The 17,314-nt window shown below is 72.9% G+C and carries 13 protein-coding genes and 2 tRNA genes; 12 read left to right on the top strand and 3 right to left on the bottom strand.

Annotated features, from left to right (window positions below; genetic code table 11):
* Positions 1-7: 7 nt before the first annotated feature.
* Positions 8-145, bottom strand: a complete 138-nt coding sequence (rpmH, locus tag P9841_RS11035; protein WP_010849920.1) for a 50S ribosomal protein L34 — start codon at positions 143-145, stop codon at positions 8-10.
* A 514-nt stretch (positions 146-659) separates the two neighbouring features.
* Between rpmH and dnaA the strand changes: the two genes are divergently transcribed.
* From dnaA to P9841_RS10975, 12 genes are all read left to right on the top strand, one after another.
* On the top strand, positions 660-2,084 hold the full coding sequence (gene dnaA, locus P9841_RS11030; protein ID WP_502848890.1) for a chromosomal replication initiator protein DnaA: 1,425 nt from the start codon (positions 660-662) through the stop codon (positions 2,082-2,084).
* Between the two features lie 755 nt (positions 2,085-2,839).
* Entirely contained in the window at positions 2,840-3,970 is a 1,131-nt protein-coding gene (gene dnaN, locus P9841_RS11025) for a DNA polymerase III subunit beta (RefSeq protein ID WP_283318736.1), read from the top strand.
* Between the two features lie 159 nt (positions 3,971-4,129).
* Positions 4,130-5,062 (top strand): phosphogluconate dehydrogenase (NAD(+)-dependent, decarboxylating), encoded by a 933-nt coding sequence (gnd, locus tag P9841_RS11020; protein WP_283318735.1) that lies wholly within the window; start codon positions 4,130-4,132, stop codon positions 5,060-5,062.
* A gap of 10 nt (positions 5,063-5,072) precedes the next feature.
* The gene (gene recF, locus P9841_RS11015; RefSeq protein WP_283318734.1) at positions 5,073-6,326 is read left to right on the top strand and encodes a DNA replication/repair protein RecF; all 1,254 of its coding nucleotides are present in this window, start codon (positions 5,073-5,075) and stop codon (positions 6,324-6,326) included.
* Positions 6,313-6,945 (top strand): DciA family protein, encoded by a 633-nt coding sequence (locus tag P9841_RS11010; RefSeq protein ID WP_283318733.1) that lies wholly within the window; start codon positions 6,313-6,315, stop codon positions 6,943-6,945. The genes recF and P9841_RS11010 overlap by 14 nt, the downstream gene beginning before the upstream one ends.
* A gap of 208 nt (positions 6,946-7,153) precedes the next feature.
* The gene (gene gyrB / locus P9841_RS11005; protein WP_502847497.1) at positions 7,154-9,211 is read left to right on the top strand and encodes a DNA topoisomerase (ATP-hydrolyzing) subunit B; all 2,058 of its coding nucleotides are present in this window, start codon (positions 7,154-7,156) and stop codon (positions 9,209-9,211) included.
* Positions 9,212-9,276: 65 nt separating this feature from the next.
* Positions 9,277-11,889 (top strand): DNA gyrase subunit A, encoded by a 2,613-nt coding sequence (gyrA, locus tag P9841_RS11000; RefSeq protein WP_283318732.1) that lies wholly within the window; start codon positions 9,277-9,279, stop codon positions 11,887-11,889.
* Positions 11,886-12,587, top strand: a complete 702-nt coding sequence (locus tag P9841_RS10995) for a DUF3566 domain-containing protein (protein ID WP_283318731.1) — start codon at positions 11,886-11,888, stop codon at positions 12,585-12,587. The genes gyrA and P9841_RS10995 overlap by 4 nt, the downstream gene beginning before the upstream one ends.
* A 62-nt stretch (positions 12,588-12,649) precedes the next feature.
* Positions 12,650-12,723: transfer RNA gene (locus tag P9841_RS10990), tRNA-Ile, on the top strand.
* Between the two features lie 23 nt (positions 12,724-12,746).
* A complete protein-coding gene (locus tag P9841_RS10985) occupies positions 12,747-12,866 on the top strand; it encodes a DLW-39 family protein (RefSeq protein ID WP_222170890.1) in 120 nt (39 codons plus the stop codon).
* 49 nt (positions 12,867-12,915) lie between these two features.
* Positions 12,916-12,991 (top strand) — tRNA-Ala (locus tag P9841_RS10980).
* A gap of 95 nt (positions 12,992-13,086) precedes the next feature.
* Complete coding sequence (locus tag P9841_RS10975) at positions 13,087-13,626, top strand: hypothetical protein (RefSeq protein WP_283318730.1); 540 nt, start codon at positions 13,087-13,089, stop codon at positions 13,624-13,626.
* Between the two features lie 40 nt (positions 13,627-13,666).
* Here P9841_RS10975 and P9841_RS10970 read toward each other — a convergent pair whose 3' ends face one another.
* Together P9841_RS10970 and P9841_RS10965 are read right to left on the bottom strand one after the other, a co-directional pair.
* Entirely contained in the window at positions 13,667-16,165 is a 2,499-nt protein-coding gene (locus tag P9841_RS10970; protein ID WP_283318729.1) for an FAD-dependent oxidoreductase, read from the bottom strand.
* 154 nt (positions 16,166-16,319) lie between these two features.
* The gene (locus P9841_RS10965; protein WP_283318728.1) at positions 16,320-17,231 is read right to left on the bottom strand and encodes a hypothetical protein; all 912 of its coding nucleotides are present in this window, start codon (positions 17,229-17,231) and stop codon (positions 16,320-16,322) included.
* Between the last annotated feature and the right edge of the window lie 83 nt (positions 17,232-17,314).

Below are 17,314 nucleotides of genomic sequence, written 5' to 3'. Positions count from 1 at the left end.
GGTGGTGTCAGGCCGACAGCTCGGCGCGACCCTTGCGCCGGCGGGCGGCGAGGATCGCGCGGCCGGCACGGGTCCGCATGCGCAGACGGAAGCCGTGGGTCTTGGCGCGACGCCGGTTGTTCGGCTGGAAGGTCCGCTTGCTCACGATGGTCTCCAAGTACTTCGGTGCATCGGCCGGACGTCCGGCCAGGTCTGTGTGCCCGTGCTCGACTGCTCCGGTACCCACGTCGTCGACGCGGCCGACGTCGGGGCACGCCAGCAGGAGCCATCAGGAAGGCTGGTCAACGTTACGACGCCCGCGCACGGGGGTCAAACCGCGACGGAGCCGGGTGCGGGCCGCGGCGCCCACCCCGTCGGGCCCACCCCCTCCCGCCGGGCTGCGACGGCCACTAGCATCGACGCTCGATGCGTCCCGCAGCGACCGGTCCCCACCCCGTGGACAGAGTCGTCCGGTCCTGTGGACAACGCCGCACCTGAGGGGGCCTCCAGCCGCCGCGACGGCCGGGATCCGGCGTGAACCCGCGTGACCCACAGGTGTGGACAAGTCTGTGGACGCACGGACGGGGCGTGCGACACTCGACCACGCGACTCACGACGGCAGCGACGAGGTACAGGTGTCAGGACAGGACGATCAGCTGGGCCAGGTCTGGTCGGCCGCCATGGCGCAGCTCGAGGTGAGCCCCGACATCACCCCCCGTCAGCTCGCGTTCGTGCGGCTGGCGAAGCCGCTCGGCCTGCTCGACGGCACGATGCTGCTGGCGGTCGGCAACGACCTCACCAAGGACTACCTGGAGACGCGCGTCCGCCAGGAGGTCACGGAGGCGCTGGCCGCGGCGCTCGGCCGCGAGGCCCGTTTCGCCATCACGGTCGACCCGTCGCTCGACGGCGGCGGCGAGGCGCTCACCGCCGGCCCGCCCCCGGCACGGCCGGCGGACCAGGACGGCGACCCCGGCCCCGGCCCGGCCACGGCTACCGAGGTCAGCGTGCCGGAGCCGGCCCGCCCCGAGCCGTTCCGTCGCGAGCCCGCCGGCCCCACCCCGAGCGTCGAGCCGGCGCGGCTCAACCCGAAGTACCTGTTCGAGACCTTCGTCATCGGCTCGTCCAACCGCTTCGCGCACGCCGCGGCGGTGGCCGTCGCCGAGGCACCCGCGAAGGCGTACAACCCGCTGTTCATCTACGGCGACTCCGGGCTCGGCAAGACGCACCTGCTGCACGCGATCGGCCACTACGCGCGCAACCTGTACCCGTCGGTCCGCGTGCGCTACGTGAACTCCGAGGAGTTCACGAACGACTTCATCAACTCCATCGGCGAGGGCAAGGCCGGCGCGTTCCAGCGCCGCTACCGCGAGGTGGACGTCCTGCTCATCGACGACATCCAGTTCCTGCAGGGCAAGGAACAGACGATGGAGGAGTTCTTCCACACCTTCAACACCCTGCACAACGCGAACAAGCAGGTCGTGATCACCTCCGACCTGCCGCCGAAGCAGCTCAACGGCTTCGAGGACCGCATGCGGTCGCGGTTCGAGTGGGGCCTCATCACGGACGTGCAGCCGCCGGACCTCGAGACGCGGATCGCGATCCTGCGCAAGAAGTCCGCGAACGACAAGCTGCAGGCGCCCGACGACGTGCTGGAGTACATCGCGTCGAAGATCTCCACGAACATCCGCGAGCTCGAGGGCGCCCTCATCCGGGTGACGGCGTTCGCGAACCTCAACCGGCAGCAGGTGGACCTCTCGCTGGCGGAGATCGTGCTGAAGGACCTCATCACCGACGAGGACCAGGCCGACATCACGGCGACGGCGGTCATCGGCCAGACCGCGGCGTACTTCGGCCTGACGATCGAGGACCTGTGCGGCTCGTCGCGCTCCCGGGTGCTGGTCACGGCCCGGCAGATCGCCATGTACCTGTGCCGGGAGCTCACGGACCTGTCGCTGCCGAAGATCGGCCAGGCGTTCGGCGGCCGCGACCACACGACCGTCATGCACGCGAACCGGAAGATCCGGGAGCTCATGGCGGAGCGCCGCTCGATCTTCAACCAGGTCACCGAGCTCACCAACCGCATCAAGCAGGAGAGCCGCGGCTGAGCCGTCGCCGCCGTTCCCCACGACCCTCACCAGGACCCCCGCCCGGACGCCCGCGCGGGGGTCCTGCGCGTCCCGGGCCGGAGGTCCCGTGTCTCAGCCTCAACCAGAGCACGAAGGAGCGGTGGGACGATTACTCACACCTGTGGACGAGTCTGTGGATACCGGTGGATGACCCCCTCAGTTCGTGTGGACGCGTCCTACGGGTTCTGGGGACGCAGAAGGACGCCGCGGGCTCCGTCCCCGTCCGGCTGCGTCGTCCCCAGCGGGTCCACAGCGTTCGTGCACATGCCGATCGGGCGTCTGACCTGGGACGACGTCGTCGGTCCCCAGGTTCCACAGAAGCGAAGACGACGACGACCGTTACCCAAGGAGAAGATCCACAACCCGTCAGTGCTCTGCCGGGCGCTCCGCGGACCGTCCGCCCCTGCACCGGCCCCGGACCGCTCACGGGCTCCTGCGTCCCACCCTGGGGACGACGTCGGGGCGGCCGGATCCGTCGTCAGGAGGCTCCCGGACGAGCCCGCCGTCGGCCGGCACCCGACCGCGCACGCCACGACCGCCCTCCGGTGCCGTCCTGACGAACGCCAGAGGCCCGCGACGCTCATCCACAGCCCCCGTTCGTCGGTACCGGAGGCCTGGTCACTCGCGTAGTGTTCGGGGGACCCCTGAGCGCCCTCGACGCGCCCCGCGGGGGTCGCCGAGCACCGAGCAGCACCAGCAGGGATCCTCCGATCCCCCGACCGAGAGGGTGGGGCATGAAGTTCCGCGTCGAACGCGACGTCCTCGCAGAAGCCGTCACGTGGATCGCCCGCAGCCTGCCCACCCGTCCCCCGGTCCCCGTCCTGGCCGGCGTCCGCATCGAGGCGGACACCGACGGCACGCTCCGTCTCGCGAGCTTCGACTACGAGGTGTCCGCGCGCTCCGAGATCCCTGCCGACGTCAGCGAGCCGGGCACCGTCCTGGTGTCGGGGCGCCTGCTCGCCGAGATCTCCCGCGCCCTGCCCGCCAAGCCGGTGGACGTGTCGCTCGACGGCACGAAGGTCTCCGTCACCTGCGGCGCCAGCCGCTTCACCCTGCTGACGATGCCCGTCGAGGACTACCCGCAGCTGCCCGCCATGCCCCCGCTCAGCGGCACGGTGGACGGCGACGAGCTCACCCGCGCGGTCGCCCAGGTGACCGTCGCGGCCAGCCGTGACGACACCCTCCCCCTGCTCACCGGCGTGCGCGTGGAGATCGAGGGCGAGAAGGTCACGCTCCTGGCGACCGACCGCTACCGCCTGGCGCTGCGTGAGATGACGTGGAAGCCCGCCTTCCCGGACGCCTCGGAGGTCGCCCTCGTCCGCGCCCGCACGCTGTCCGACGCCGCGAAGTCGCTCGGCGCCTCCGGCTCGGTGACCGTCGGCCTCGCCACCGGCCAGGGCGTCGACCTCATCGGGTTCGAGGCCGGCGGCCGCCACACGACGTCGCTGCTCGTCGACGGCGACTACCCGGCCGTGCGCCGGCTGTTCCCGGACGAGTCGCCCATCCACGCCGTGGTCAACACCCAGCTGCTGGCGGACGCGGCGAAGCGCGTCGCCCTCGTGGCCGAGCGCAACACGCCGATCCGCCTGACGTTCACCGAGGGCCAGGTCGTCCTCGATGCCGGCCAGGGCGACGACGCGCAGGCGTCCGAGGCGCTCGAGGCGACGCTCGTCGGCGAGGACATCGCCGTGGCGTTCAACCCGCAGTTCCTGCTCGACGGGCTCGGCGCGCTCACCACGTCGTTCGTGCGGCTGTCGTTCACGCACCCCAACAAGCCGGTGGAGTTCACGGGCCAGGAGTCGCTCGAGGGCGAGGACCTCAAGGACTACCGCTACCTGCTGGTCCCCATCCGCTTCGCCTCCTGACGCCGGGCCGGCCGCAGGCCGATCGCAGGCCGGTGTGACCGGCGAGGCACCCGGCATCGGTCGTCAACACCGGGACGCCGCAGGACAATGGCGGACGAACACCACGTCCTGGACCTGCCCGCAGGGGCGGGGGACGTGCGGGCGACGAGAGGTGGAGCGATGCGGATCGGCCTGGTGGGTCTGGGCAGGATGGGCGCGAACATGCGCGACCGGATGCGGCGCGCAGGGATCGAGGTCACGGGGTACGACCGGAACCCGGAGGTCTCCGACGTCGCGTCGCTGGCCGACCTGGTCGCCGCCCTGCCCGAGGGCGACCGCGTCGTCTGGGTCATGGTCCCGGCCGGTGAGGTCACGCACGGCGTGATCGAGGAGCTCGCGGGCCTGCTCGGCGCCGGCGACCTCGTCATCGACGGCGGCAACTCGTACTTCGGCGACGACAAGGGGCACGCCGCGCAGCTCGGCGAGCGGGGGATCCACTTCGTCGACGTCGGCGTCTCGGGCGGCGTGTGGGGGCTCGCCAACGGCTACGGCCTCATGGTCGGCGGTGACGCCGAGCAGGTCGCGCGCGTGATGCCGGTGTTCGACGCGCTGCGCCCCGAGGGCCCCCGCGAGGAGGGCTTCGTGCACGCGGGCGCGGTGGGTGCCGGGCACTACGCGAAGATGGTGCACAACGGCATCGAGTACGGCCTCATGCAGGCGTACGCCGAGGGCTACGAGCTGCTGGCGGCCAAGGACATCGTCACGGACGTGGCCGGCACCATGAAGGCCTGGCAGCGCGGCACCGTCGTGCGGTCCTGGCTGCTGGAGCTGCTGGTCAAGGCGCTCGAGGAGGACCAGGACTTCGAGGCGATCGACGACTGGGTCGCGGACTCGGGCGAGGGCCGGTGGACGGTCGACGAGGCGATCGAGGCCGCGGTCCCGCTCCCGGTCATCACGGCCGCGCTGTTCGCCCGGTTCCAGTCCCGCCAGGAGGAGTCGCCGGCCATGAAGGCCGTCGCCGCGCTGCGCCAGCAGTTCGGCGGGCACGCCGTCCGTGCCGCGGGCGCCCCGATCTCCGGCGACGCCCCGTCGGGCGTGCGCTCGGAGGGCTGACGCCGCGTCGATGTACGTCTCGCACCTGTCCCTGACGGACTTCCGGTCGTACCACCAGGTCGACCTGACCTTCGAGCCGGGGATCACCGCGCTCGTCGGGCCGAACGGGCAGGGCAAGACGAACCTCGTCGAGGCGATCGGGTACGTCTCGACGTTCTCGAGCCACCGCGTGCCGACCGACGCCCCGCTCGTGCGGGCGGGCGCGCCGGCGGCCGTGGTGCGCTCGCGCATCGTCCGCGCGCAGGACGACGGGTCCGAGCGGGCGCTGGTGATCGACATCCAGCTCGGGTCGGGCCGGTCCAACCGCGTGAAGCTCAACGGCGCGCCGTCGCGGGCCCGCGACGTGGTCGGCGCGCTGCGGTCGGTGCTGTTCGCGCCGGAGGACCTCGCGCTGGTCAAGGGGGACCCGGACGGCCGCCGGCGCTTCGTGGACGAGCTGGCGGTGCAGGTCACGCCGCGGCTCGCGGGTGTGTTCTCCGAGTACGACCGCGTGGTGCGGCAGCGCACCGCGCTGCTGAAGTCGGCGGCCGGCTACCGCGGCTCCCGCGCGAACCTCGACCTGAGCACGCTGGACGTCTGGGACGCGAAGCTGGCGGAGCTCGGGGCCCGGGTGGTCGTGGCCCGGCAGGCGGTGGTGACTGCCCTCGACCCGTACGTGGGCGACGCGTACGAGCGCGTGAGCGAGGGCCAGGGGGCGGCCCGCGTGGACTACCGGTCGTCGCTCGCGTCGACCCTCGGGGCCGGGGAGGACGCCGACCCCGCTCCCCGGGCACCCGGCGCCGGGCCGCACGCCGGCGCGGGTCACGCCGAGGTCGAGGCGCAGATGCTCGAGGCCCTGGCGCGCGTCCGCCCGAAGGAGCTGGAGCGCGGCGTCTGCCTGGTCGGCCCGCACCGCGACGACCTGACGCTCGTGCTGGGCGACCTCCCGGCGAAGGGCTACGCCAGCCACGGCGAGTCCTGGTCGTTCGCCCTGGCGCTGCGGCTCGCGTCGTACGACCTGCTCACGCACGGCCCGCGCGCGGGGACGGACGACGACCCGGCGGCGCTCTGGGTCGCGGACAGCGGGCCGGACGGCGAGCCGGTGCTCATGCTCGACGACGTGTTCGCCGAGCTCGACGCCCGGAGGCGGGCGCGCCTGGCGGAGATGGTCGCCGGGGCGCGGCAGGTGTTCGTCACGGCGGCGGTGCCGGGCGACGTCCCGGACCGCCTGGCGGGCGCGCGGTTCGACGTGCTGGCGTCGGAGGTCGCCCGTGTCGTCGCCTGACGTCCCGGGCGGGACCGCCCCCGAGGACCCGGCCGGAGGGCCGGCCGCCGGTGACGCACCCGACGCCTCGACCGGCTCCCCCGTGCTCGACCCCGCCGTCCCCGTGTGCGAGCAGCTCGACGTCACACCGCCCGCCCAGATGGCCCGCACCTCCCTCGCGCGGTTCCGTGCGGTCGCCCGCTCGAAGGGGTACCGCCCCGGCGAGCAGGCGCGCGGCCGCTCGCCCCTGTCGCCGGCCGAGCGCGGGGGCCCCGGCCTGCACCCCCGCGACCCGCAGACGGTGTCCAGCACGATGGCCTCGCTGTTCCGCGACCGCGGCTGGGTGCAGGAGGTGTCCGTCGGCGGGGTGATCGGCCGCTGGCGGGACGTCGTGGGCGACCAGATCGCCGACCACTGCACGCCGGAGACGTTCACCGAGGGGGTGCTGGTGGTGCGGACGGACTCCTCGGCGTGGGCCCAGCAGCTCAAGCTGCTCGCGCCGCAGCTGGTCCGGCGGCTGTCGGAGGACGTCGGCGAGGGCGTGGTCCAGGAGGTCAGGGTGCTGGGACCGGCCGGTCCGGGCTTCGGCCGCGGCAGGCGCTCGGTGCGCGGGCGCGGCGCGCGGGACACCTGGGGCTGACCCCGCGGGACGGGCCCGCGGGAACGCATCCACAGGCCCGCGGTTCGACGGGGGTTCCGGCGCGGGGCCGGGTACACTGTGGAGTGACATCCTGGCGCGTCTGCGCCGGTCCAGGACGCACGATCTCCGTCGTCGTGGAGTGATCCGCTCTCCCGCCGGGCAGAGGGGCGCCTCCGCCGCGTGTGAGAACTGAGGAGCACCACCGCCCGTGGCTGACCAGAGCCCCTCCACCGGACCTGCCGTCGACGACCCGAACGCACCGGCGAGGGCGGTGGACGGGACTCCCGCCTACGACGCCTCCGCGATCACGGTGCTCGAGGGCCTCGAGGCCGTCCGCAAGCGTCCCGGCATGTACATCGGCTCCACCGGTGAGCGCGGCCTGCACCACCTCGTCTACGAGGTCGTCGACAACTCGGTCGACGAGGCGCTCGCCGGCTACTGCGACCACATCGAGGTCACGCTGCTCGCCGACGGCGGCGTGCGCGTGGTCGACAACGGCCGTGGCATCCCCGTCGCGATCCACCCGACCGAGGGCCGCCCGACGGTCGAGGTCGTCATGACCATCCTGCACGCGGGCGGCAAGTTCGGCGGCGGCGGCTACGCGGTCTCCGGCGGTCTGCACGGCGTCGGCATCTCCGTCGTCAACGCCCTGTCCACGCGGGTCCAGACCGTCGTCAAGCGCGACGGCTACACGTGGGAGCAGGACTTCGAGGACGGCGGCAAGCCGGCCGGCGAGCTCCGCCGCGGCGAGCCCACGCAGGAGACCGGCACGTCGCAGACGTTCTGGGCCGACCCCGGCATCTTCGAGACCGTCGACTACGACTTCGAGACGCTGCGCTCGCGGTTCCAGCAGATGGCGTTCCTCAACAAGGGCCTGCGGATCACGCTCACGGACGAGCGCCCGCAGCACGCCGACACCGAGGACGAGGTCGCGGGGAGCGACGACGCGGCCCCGGCCGCCGCCCGCACGGTGGTCTACAAGTACGACGGCGGCCTGGTCGACTACGTCAAGCACCTGAACTCCGCGAAGAAGGTCGACCTGGTGCACCCCGAGGTCATCGACTTCGAGGCCGAGGACACCGAGCGCAAGATCTCGGTCGAGATCGCGCTGCAGTGGACGAGCGCGTACTCCGAGTCGGTGCACACGTACGCCAACACGATCTCGACCACCGAGGGCGGCACGCACGAGGAGGGCTTCCGCGCGGCGATGACCTCGCTGGTCAACCGCTACGCGCGCGACAAGGGCATCCTCAAGGACAAGGACGACAACCTCACGGGCGACGACATCCGCGAGGGCCTCACGGCGGTCATCTCGGTCAAGCTCGGCGAGCCGCAGTTCGAGGGCCAGACCAAGACCAAGCTCGGCAACACCGAGGCCAAGACGTTCGTGCAGCGCGTCGTCAACGAGCAGCTCGGCGACTGGCTGGACTCGCACCCGACCGAGGCGCGGGACGTCATCCGCAAGGCCATCCAGGCCAGCCAGGCACGCATCGCCGCCCGCAAGGCGCGCGAGGCCACCCGCCGCAAGGGCCTGCTCGAGTCGAACTCGATGCCCGGCAAGCTCAAGGACTGCCAGTCCAACAACCCGGCCGAGTGCGAGATCTTCATCGTCGAGGGCGACTCCGCCGGCGGCTCGGCGGTCCGCGGGCGCAACCCGCAGACCCAGGCGATCCTCCCGCTGCGCGGCAAGATCCTCAACGTCGAGCGGGCCCGCCTCGACCGGGCGCTCGGCAACGCCGAGGTCCAGGCGCTCATCACGGCGTTCGGCACGGGCATCGGCGAGGACTTCGACCTGTCGAAGCTGCGGTACCACAAGATCGTGCTCATGGCCGACGCCGACGTCGACGGCCAGCACATCCGCACGCTGCTGCTGACGCTGCTGTACCGGTACATGCCCGAGCTGATCCTCAAGGGCCACGTGTACATGGCGCAGCCGCCGCTGTTCCGCATCAAGTGGTCGAACGCCCCGCACGACTACGTGTACTCCGACCGGGAGCGGGACGCCGTGCTCGCCGACGGCCAGGCGAACGGCAAGCGGATCCCCAAGGACAACGGGATCCAGCGCTACAAGGGTCTGGGCGAGATGGACTACTCGGAGCTCTGGGAGACCACCATGTCCCCCGAGCACCGCACCCTGCTGCAGGTCACCCTCGACGAGGCGGCCGCGGCGGACGAGATCTTCTCCGTGCTCATGGGCGAGGACGTCGAGTCCCGCCGCTCGTTCATCCAGCGCAACGCGCGCGACGTGCGGTTCCTCGACATCTGACCTGCCCGACCCGCCCGGCCGGCTGCGTGCGTGCCGGGCCCCGTCCCACCGAAGGACCCTGACCTGTGACAGAGCTGACCGGCGACAACATCGAGCACGGCCGCATCGACCAGGTGGACCTGCAGCTCGAGATGCAGCGGTCCTACCTGGACTACGCGATGGCCGTCATCGTGGGCCGCGCGCTCCCGGACGTCCGCGACGGCCTCAAGCCGGTGCACCGCCGCGTCCTGTACGCCATGTACGACGGCGGCTACCGCCCGGACCGCCAGTTCTCGAAGTGCTCGCGCGTCGTCGGCGACGTCATGGGCAAGTACCACCCGCACGGCGACACGGCGATCTACGACGCCCTGGTCCGCCTGGTGCAGGACTGGTCGCTGCGGTACCCGCTGGTCGCCGGCCAGGGCAACTTCGGCTCCCCCGGTGACGACCCGGCCGCCGCCCCGCGGTACACCGAGTGCAAGATGGCCCCGCTCGCCATGGAGATGGTCCGGGACATCGACGAGGACACCGTCGACTTCCAGGACAACTACGACGGCCGCACCCAGGAGCCGTCGATCCTGCCGTCGCGGTTCCCGAACCTGCTGGTCAACGGCTCCGCGGGCATCGCGGTCGGCATGGCGACCAACATCCCGCCGCACAACCTGCGCGAGGTCGCGGAGGGCGTGCGCTGGCACCTCGACAACCCCGAGGCGTCCAAGGAGGAGCTGCTCGCGGCCCTCCTCACGCGCATCAAGGGGCCGGACTTCCCGACCGGCGCGACGATCCTCGGCCACAAGGGCATCGAGGAGGCGTACCGCACGGGGCGCGGCTCCATCACGATGCGCGCGGTCGTCGAGGTCGAGGAGATCCAGGGCCGCATCTGCCTGGTCGTCACCGAGCTGCCGTACCAGGTCAACCCGGACACCCTCGCGAAGAAGATCGCCGACCTGGTCCGCGAGAACCGCGTCCAGGGCATCGCCGACATCCGCGACGAGACCTCGGGCCGCACCGGCCAGCGCCTGGTCATCGTGCTCAAGCGCGACGCGGTCGCCAAGGTCGTGCTGAACAACCTGTACAAGCACACCCAGCTGCAGGACACGTTCGGCGCGAACATGCTCGCGCTGGTCGACGGCGTGCCGCGCACGCTCAGCCTCGACGCGTTCATCCGGCACTGGACCACCCACCAGCTCGACGTCATCGTCCGGCGGACCAGCTTCCGGCTGCGCAAGGCCGAGGAGCAGATCCACATCTACCGCGGCTACCTCAAGGCGCTCGACGCGCTGGACGAGGTCATCGCGCTCATCCGCCGCTCCCCCGACGCCGACGAGGCACGCACCGGCCTGATGGCGCTGCTGGACATCGACGAGGTCCAGGCGAACGCGATCCTCACCCTCCAGCTGCGCCGGCTCGCCGCGCTCGAGCGGCAGAAGATCCTCGACGACTACGCCAAGCTCGAGCAGGAGATCCTGGGCTACCGCGCGATCCTCGAGTCCCCGGAGCGGCAGCGCGGGATCGTCCGCGACGAGATGGACGAGATCGTCGACAAGTACGGCGACGAGCGCCGCACCACGATCCTGCCGTTCGACGGCGAGGTGTCGGTCGAGGACCTCATCGCCGAGGAGGAGATGGTCGTCACCATCACCCGCGGCGGCTACGCGAAGCGCACCCGGTCGGACAACTACCGGGCGCAGCGGCGCGGCGGCAAGGGCGTCCGCGGCGCGCAGCTGCGCGAGGACGACATCGTCGACCACTTCTTCGTCACCACGACGCACCACTGGCTGCTGTTCTTCACCAACCTCGGCCGGGTGTACCGCGCGAAGGCGTACGAGCTGCCCGAGGGCGGCCGCGACGCCAAGGGCCAGCACGTCGCGAACCTGCTGGCGTTCCAGCCGGGCGAGAAGATCGCCCAGGTCCTGGACCTGCGCGACTACGACCAGGCGGAGTACCTGGTGCTCGCCACCAAGCGCGGCCTGGTCAAGAAGACCCGCCTGACCGAGTACGACTCCAACCGGTCCGGCGGCGTCATCGCGATCAACCTCCGCGAGGACGAGAACGGCCTGCCGGACGAGCTGGTCTCGGCCCGCATCGTCGACTCGGTGAACGACCTGATCCTCGTCTCCCGCAAGGGCCAGTCGCTGCGGTTCACGGCCACCGACGAGGCGCTGCGCCCCATGGGACGCGCGACGTCCGGCGTCACGGGCATGAAGTTCCGCGCGGACGACGAGCTGCTGGCCATGGACGTCGTCCGCGAGGAGGCGTTCCTGTTCACGGTGACCCAGGGCGGCATCGCCAAGCGCACCGCGCTGACCGTGGAGAACTACCGCGTGCAGGGCCGCGGCGGTCTCGGCATCAAGGTCGCGAACCTGCCGGAGGCGAACGGCGACCTGGTCGGCGCCCTCGTCACCGACGCGGACGACGAGGTGCTGGTCATCATGGAGCGCGGCAAGATCGTGCGCTCCGCCACCTCCGAGGTGAACGCGACCGGCCGCACGACGCAGGGCGTCATCTTCGCGAAGCCCGACAACGGCGACCGGATCATCGCCGTCGCGCGCAACATCGAGCGTCACCTCGGCGACGAGGCGGGTACCGTGGGGTCGACGGGCGAGCCGGACGTGGCATCCGCTGCCCTCGAGGACACCAGCGCCACCACAGCTCCGGAAGCCCCGGTGGCTGACGAGACCTCCGAGGAGGATGCGTGAGCGACACGCCTCCGTCGATCCCGCCGCGCAAGGCCGGGGACGCGTCCGAGAAGCCGTCGGGCGGCCGCACGGCCACCGAGACCTCGCCGCGCGGCGCCGGGTCCACGCAGGCCACGCCCACCGCGCCCCGCGGCTCGGCGTCCGCCCCGGCCAGGCCCGCGAGCGGCAAGCCCGCGACGTCGGGCAAGCCCGCCGGTGCGCCCTCCGGGCCGGCGGCGCCGTCCGCCTCCCCCGCCGGCGGCACGGCCTCCGGCACCGCGACCGCCACGAAGCCGGCGGCGCGCCCCGCGCGTGACGCCGACGCCGCGGCCGCCCCGCGCCCGTCGCTGAGCGGCTCCGGTCCGCGGCGCGTCCGGCTCGCGATCTCCCGGGTGGACCCGTGGTCGGTCATGAAGCTGTCGTTCCTCATGTCCGTCGCGATCGGCATCATGATCGTCGTCGCGGCCGCGGTGGTGTGGCTGACGCTCGACGGGCTCGAGGTGTTCGCCAAGCTCAACGGCCTGATCGTCGAGATCCTCGCGGACTCCGACTTCGACCTCATGCAGTACGTCGAGTTCGACCGGGTCATCTCGGTGGCGACGCTCGTCGCGGTCGTCGACGTCTTCCTCATCACCGCGCTGTCCACCATCGGGGCGTTCCTGTACAACATCACCGCCGCGCTGGTCGGTGGCGTGCACGTCACGATGACGGACGAGTGACCCGCGGTTTGGGCGGGCAGCCCCTGCTGGGGTAGTCTCGTCCGGCACGCCAGCCGTGCCACGGGCCTATAGCTCAGACGGTTAGAGCGCTTCCCTGATAAGGAAGAGGTCAGAGGTTCAAGTCCTCTTAGGCCCACTCCCGAGCCCTGGGGGGAACCCGTGAAGAAGCTCCTTCTCCTGACGGCCGTGGCCGTCGCGGGATACGTCGCCTGGACGCGGTACGCCGCCGAGCGCGACGACCGGGACCTGTGGGCCGAGGTCACCGACCCGGTCGAGTAGGGCTCGCCCACGCAGCACCTCCCGGTGCGGCCGCACGCCGGTCGCTCACGGGGCCATGGCGCAATTGGTAGCGCACCTGCTTTGCAAGCAGGGGGTTAGGGGTTCGAGTCCCCTTGGCTCCACCACCCGGTCGCGGTCCCGCGGGACGTCCCACGCGCGGCTCCCCCCTGGCAGGTCGATGCACCCCGACGCCGCACGCGCGCGGGCTACGGTGGCCGCCATGACCGATCCCCACCCGACCGTCCCGGGCGCCACCTACCCCGGCCCGCCGGGCTCCGGGCGCACAGGCCGTGCGGCGCGGGACGCGTGGGACGTCCAGCTGCGGTGCCAGGCCGTCGTCGCCGCGCTCGCGGTCCTCGCCACCGTGGCTGTGGCCGTGGGGTCGCACGACGACGGCGCCGCCGGCCTCATGGCGTTCGTGTGGCTCGTGCACGCGCTGGTGACGCTCGTCGTCGGGTTCCCGGTCGGCGTCGTCGTGGCGCGGCAGGTGCCGGCGGGGACGACCGCACCGCGGGCGGCTGCCTGGTTCGCGGTCGCCGGGGCCGTGACCGGCGGCCTCCTCACCCTCGCCACCGCGCCGGCGACCGCCGTCGTCTACGCGCTGCTCGGCGGGGTCGTCGCGGGCGGTGCGCGGGCCTGGGCGCACGCCCCGATCGAGCGCCGGCGCGCGGCGCGGGACGCGGCGGCGGAGCGGCCGGCCGGCGTCGTCCTGCCGCCCGGGGACCCGCAGGAGCGGGTGCCGGCGACGGACGCCGGCTGACGTCGGCCGGGGCCACGCGGCCGGGCGGACCTCCGCCGGATCAGATGAACAGGGTCGTGCCGGACCGATCCGCCGCCCCCAGGAACGAGGCCACCCCGCCGAACCGCACGCCGTCCACGAGGTCGCTCGCGGCGATGCCCATGAGGTCCATGCTCATCGTGCACGCCGTCAGCTCGGCGCCCCCGCTCACCGCGGACTCCAGGAGCTGGGGCAGGGAGGGCACGGCGTGGTCGCGCATCACCTTCTTGATCATGGCCGTGCCGGCCCCGCCCAGGTGCATCTGCGACAGGGTCAGGGAGTCCGGTCCGGAGGGCATCATCGCGGCGAGCATCCGGTCGGTGACGCCCTTGGGACGCGTCGGCGCGTCTGCCCGCCGCAGGGCGTTGAGGCCCCAGAACGTGAAGAACATCGACACCGGCTTGCCCATGGCGAGAGCGCCGTTCGCGATGATGAACGCGGCGAGCACCTTGTCGAGATCACCGCTGAACACCACGAACGACACCCCGTCCGGCGGCGCTGCCACCGGTGCGACCGGTGTGACCGCCGCCCCCGCCCGGAACCGTGCGCGGAACCCGGGACCCTCGGGCTCCATGCTCAGCAGCTCGTGCCCCTGCGCGGCCGCCCACGCCGGACCGTCCAGCGCGAACCCCGGGTCGGAGACACGGATCTCGACGTCGTCCCCGGGGGCCAGGTCCCGCACCGTCTCCGCGAGGCGCATGATCGGCCCAGGGCACGCGAGCCCGGTGCAGTCGAGCTCCACGAGCCGGCCGGTCGTCTCCCTCGCCGCCTCGGGCTCGGGCACCGTGCGTGACGCCGGCGGAGCGGCGTACGGGATCTCCGGCTCCTGCGGTGCGGGCCCGCTCGGGACGTGGTGCCACGCCCGGAACGTCGTCGACCCGCCGGACAGCGTCCGGACGTCGTCGAAGCCGCGCTGCACCAGCACCCGGTGCGCGAGGTACGACCGGAAGCCGACCGCGCAGTACAGCCGCACCGGCACCGACCGGTCCCAGCCGGCGCTCGCGTCCCGCAGAGTCGCGAGCGGGACGTTCTCGGCGCCCGGCAGGTGCCAGAGGGCGAACTCCTCGGCGGTGCGCACGTCCACGAGCCGCGCGCCGTCCACGGCCTGCGGGTAGTCCTGGGCGTACCAGAGGTCGAGGTCACCCCGGCGTGTGTTGGCCGCCACGAACGCGGCCATGTTCACCGGGTCCTTGGCCGACCCGAACGGCGGGGCGTACGCCAGCTCGGCCTCCTCCAGGTCCTCGACGGTCAGCCCGGCGCGGAGCGCGACCGCGAGGACGTCCAGCCGCTTGTCGACGCCGTCGAATCCCGAGGCCTGGCCTCCCAGCAGCCGTCCGGTGGCCGGGTCGAACAGCACCTTGAGGTGCATCATCGCGGTGCCGGGGTAGTAGCCGGCGTGACCGGACGGGTGCACGTGCACGGCGCGGTAGGGGACGCCGAGCTCCCGCAGCTGGCGCTCCGTCGCGCCGGTGCCGCCCGCCACCATGTCGAAGACCTTCACCACGGACGTGCCCTGCGTCGACCGGTAGCGGGTGTCGCGGCCGCAGATGCTCTCGGCCGCCACGCGGCCCTGCCGGTTGGCGGGCCCGGCGAGCGGCTGGAGCCAGCGTCCCGGCAGCACGGTGTGCGGGGTCTCGACCACGTCGCCCGCGGCCCAGATGTGCGGGTCGCTGGTCCGCATCTGCTCGTCCACCACGACGCCGCCGCGCTCGCCGATCTCCAGCCCTGCGTCCCGGGCGAGGCCCGCCGCCGGCCGCACGCCCACCGCGAGCACGACGAGGTCGGCGCGCAGGGTGCGCGCGGATGTGAGCTCCACGTCGACACCGCCGTCGGGCCGCGCGACGAACGCCGCGGCCGCGGTCGACAGGTGCAGCTCGACGCCGCGGCTGCGCAGGTGCTGCTCGACGGGGACGGCGATCTCCCGGTCGACCGGCGGGAGGATCTGGTCCGCCGTCTCGACCACCGCGACGCGGACGCCTCGGTGGTGCAGGTTCTCGGCGGTCTCGAGCCCGATGTACCCGGCGCCGACGACGACGGCGCGGACGGGCCCGCGCTCGCCGCGACCGTGCGCCGCCAGCGCCTCGTCGACCCGCGCCTTGATGCGGTCCATGTCGCCGACCCGGCGCAGCACCATCACCTCGGGGAGGTCGGCCCCGGGCAGCGCCGGCCGGACCGGATCGGCCCCGGGGCACAGCGCGAGGGCGTCGTAGTCCTCGGTGTACTCGCGGCCGGTGTCGCGGTCCAGTACGCGCACACGCCGGGCCGCGGGGTCGATGGCGAGGACCTCCTGGGCGACGCGGACGTCGATGTCGAGGCTCTCCCGGAGGGACGCCGGGGTCTGCAGCAGCAGCCGCTCGCGCTCCGCGATGACCTCGCCGACGTGGTACGGCAGCCCGCAGTTCGCGAACGACACGTGGCGCCCGCGCTCGAGCACGACGATCTCGGCGTGCTCGTCGAGGCGGCGTGCCCGCGCGGCCACCGAGGCGCCCGCGGCGACGCCCCCGACGACGACGATCTTCATGACCCACTCCTTCTGCCCGGTGTGCGACTCCGACCGTACCGATACCCCAGGGGGTATCAGCAGGACCTGAGTCCCCCGGTCCCGGACGCGCGACGGCCCGGCACCTGCGCGGTGCCGGGCCGTCCGGGTCGTGCTGCGGCGCGCGCCGGGAGGCTCAGGCCTCCGGCTTCTCGGCCTCCGCCGCGGCGTCGGGCTTCTTCGGCGCTGCACGGCGCTGCGTCGCCTTCTTGGTCGCCTCGCTGACCTTCTCGGTCGCGTCGGCGACGCGCTCCTCGACGTCGTCGCGGACCTCGGCGACCTTCTCGGCGGCCTTCTTGGTCGCCTCGCGGCCCCGGGCGACGGCCTCGCCGGCCGCCTCGCCGACGGCCTCGGCGGCGTCACCGGCACGGGCGCGGAGCTGGTCGGCCGCCGGGGCCTCCGGCTCCCACGGCTCGGCCCACGGGTCCGTGGTCGTCCGCGAGCGGGTCCAGGCGAACGCCGCGGCGCCCGCACCGGCCAGGGCCGCGACCAGGAAGAACCGCTTGGCGCCCGTGTGCTTCTTCTTCTGGGACTGCTTCGCCGCGGCGGCGACGGCCGCGGCCGCGGCGGCGGCACGGGCCTTGGAGGCGTCCGCGCCCTTGTCGGCGACGTGCTCGACCGCGGAACCGGCGCGCTCGGCGGCCTCGTTCACGGCCGCGACGAGCTTGGGCAGCAGCTCGTCGACGAGCTTGTCGTGCGCGGTGTCGATGACCGGGCCGGCCTTCACCGCGGCCTTCTCGACGCGCGGGGCCGCGGCCTTGACGCTCTCCTTGTACAGGTGGTCGATCCGCGGGATCAGCCACTCGATCGCGGCCTCGACGCGCGGCTGCGTCCACTCGACGGCGTGCCCGGCGGCGCCCTTCGCGGCGACCGCTGCCTCGGCTGCCTGCACCTTCGCGGTGGCGGCCAGCTTGCCGGCGCCGTCGGCGGCCTTGCTCCCGGCGTCCGCGAGGGCTGCGCCCACGTCGGCGGCCTGGTCCTTGAGGCGCTCGGAGGTCAGGTGGTCGGTGACGGTCTCGAGCTTGCTCCGTCGAGTCAGGAAGGCCATGTCCACACTCTCCCTCAGGGGTGGTCCGTTGACGTCCCACTCTGCCACCGTCGGGCTCTTCGCGCAGGTGGCAGGGCTGTGTT

This window comes from Cellulomonas sp. ES6, from assembly GCF_030053835.1.
Lineage (GTDB): Bacteria > Actinomycetota > Actinomycetes > Actinomycetales > Cellulomonadaceae > Cellulomonas.
The sequence above is the reverse complement of the archived record's forward strand: the minus strand, read 5'-3'. Positions and strand labels throughout refer to the sequence as shown.

Coding starts and splice junctions, on each gene's coding strand:
- dnaA (WP_502848890.1), top strand. CDS start 660: ATGGCGCAGCTCGAGGTGAGCCCCGACATCACCCCCCGTCAGCTCGCG.
- dnaN (WP_283318736.1), top strand. CDS start 2,840: ATGAAGTTCCGCGTCGAACGCGACGTCCTCGCAGAAGCCGTCACGTGG.
- gnd (WP_283318735.1), top strand. CDS start 4,130: ATGCGGATCGGCCTGGTGGGTCTGGGCAGGATGGGCGCGAACATGCGC.
- recF (WP_283318734.1), top strand. CDS start 5,073: ATGTACGTCTCGCACCTGTCCCTGACGGACTTCCGGTCGTACCACCAG.
- P9841_RS10975 (WP_283318730.1), top strand. CDS start 13,087: ATGACCGATCCCCACCCGACCGTCCCGGGCGCCACCTACCCCGGCCCG.
- P9841_RS10970 (WP_283318729.1), bottom strand. CDS start 16,165: ATGAAGATCGTCGTCGTCGGGGGCGTCGCCGCGGGCGCCTCGGTGGCC.
- P9841_RS10965 (WP_283318728.1), bottom strand. CDS start 17,231: ATGGCCTTCCTGACTCGACGGAGCAAGCTCGAGACCGTCACCGACCAC.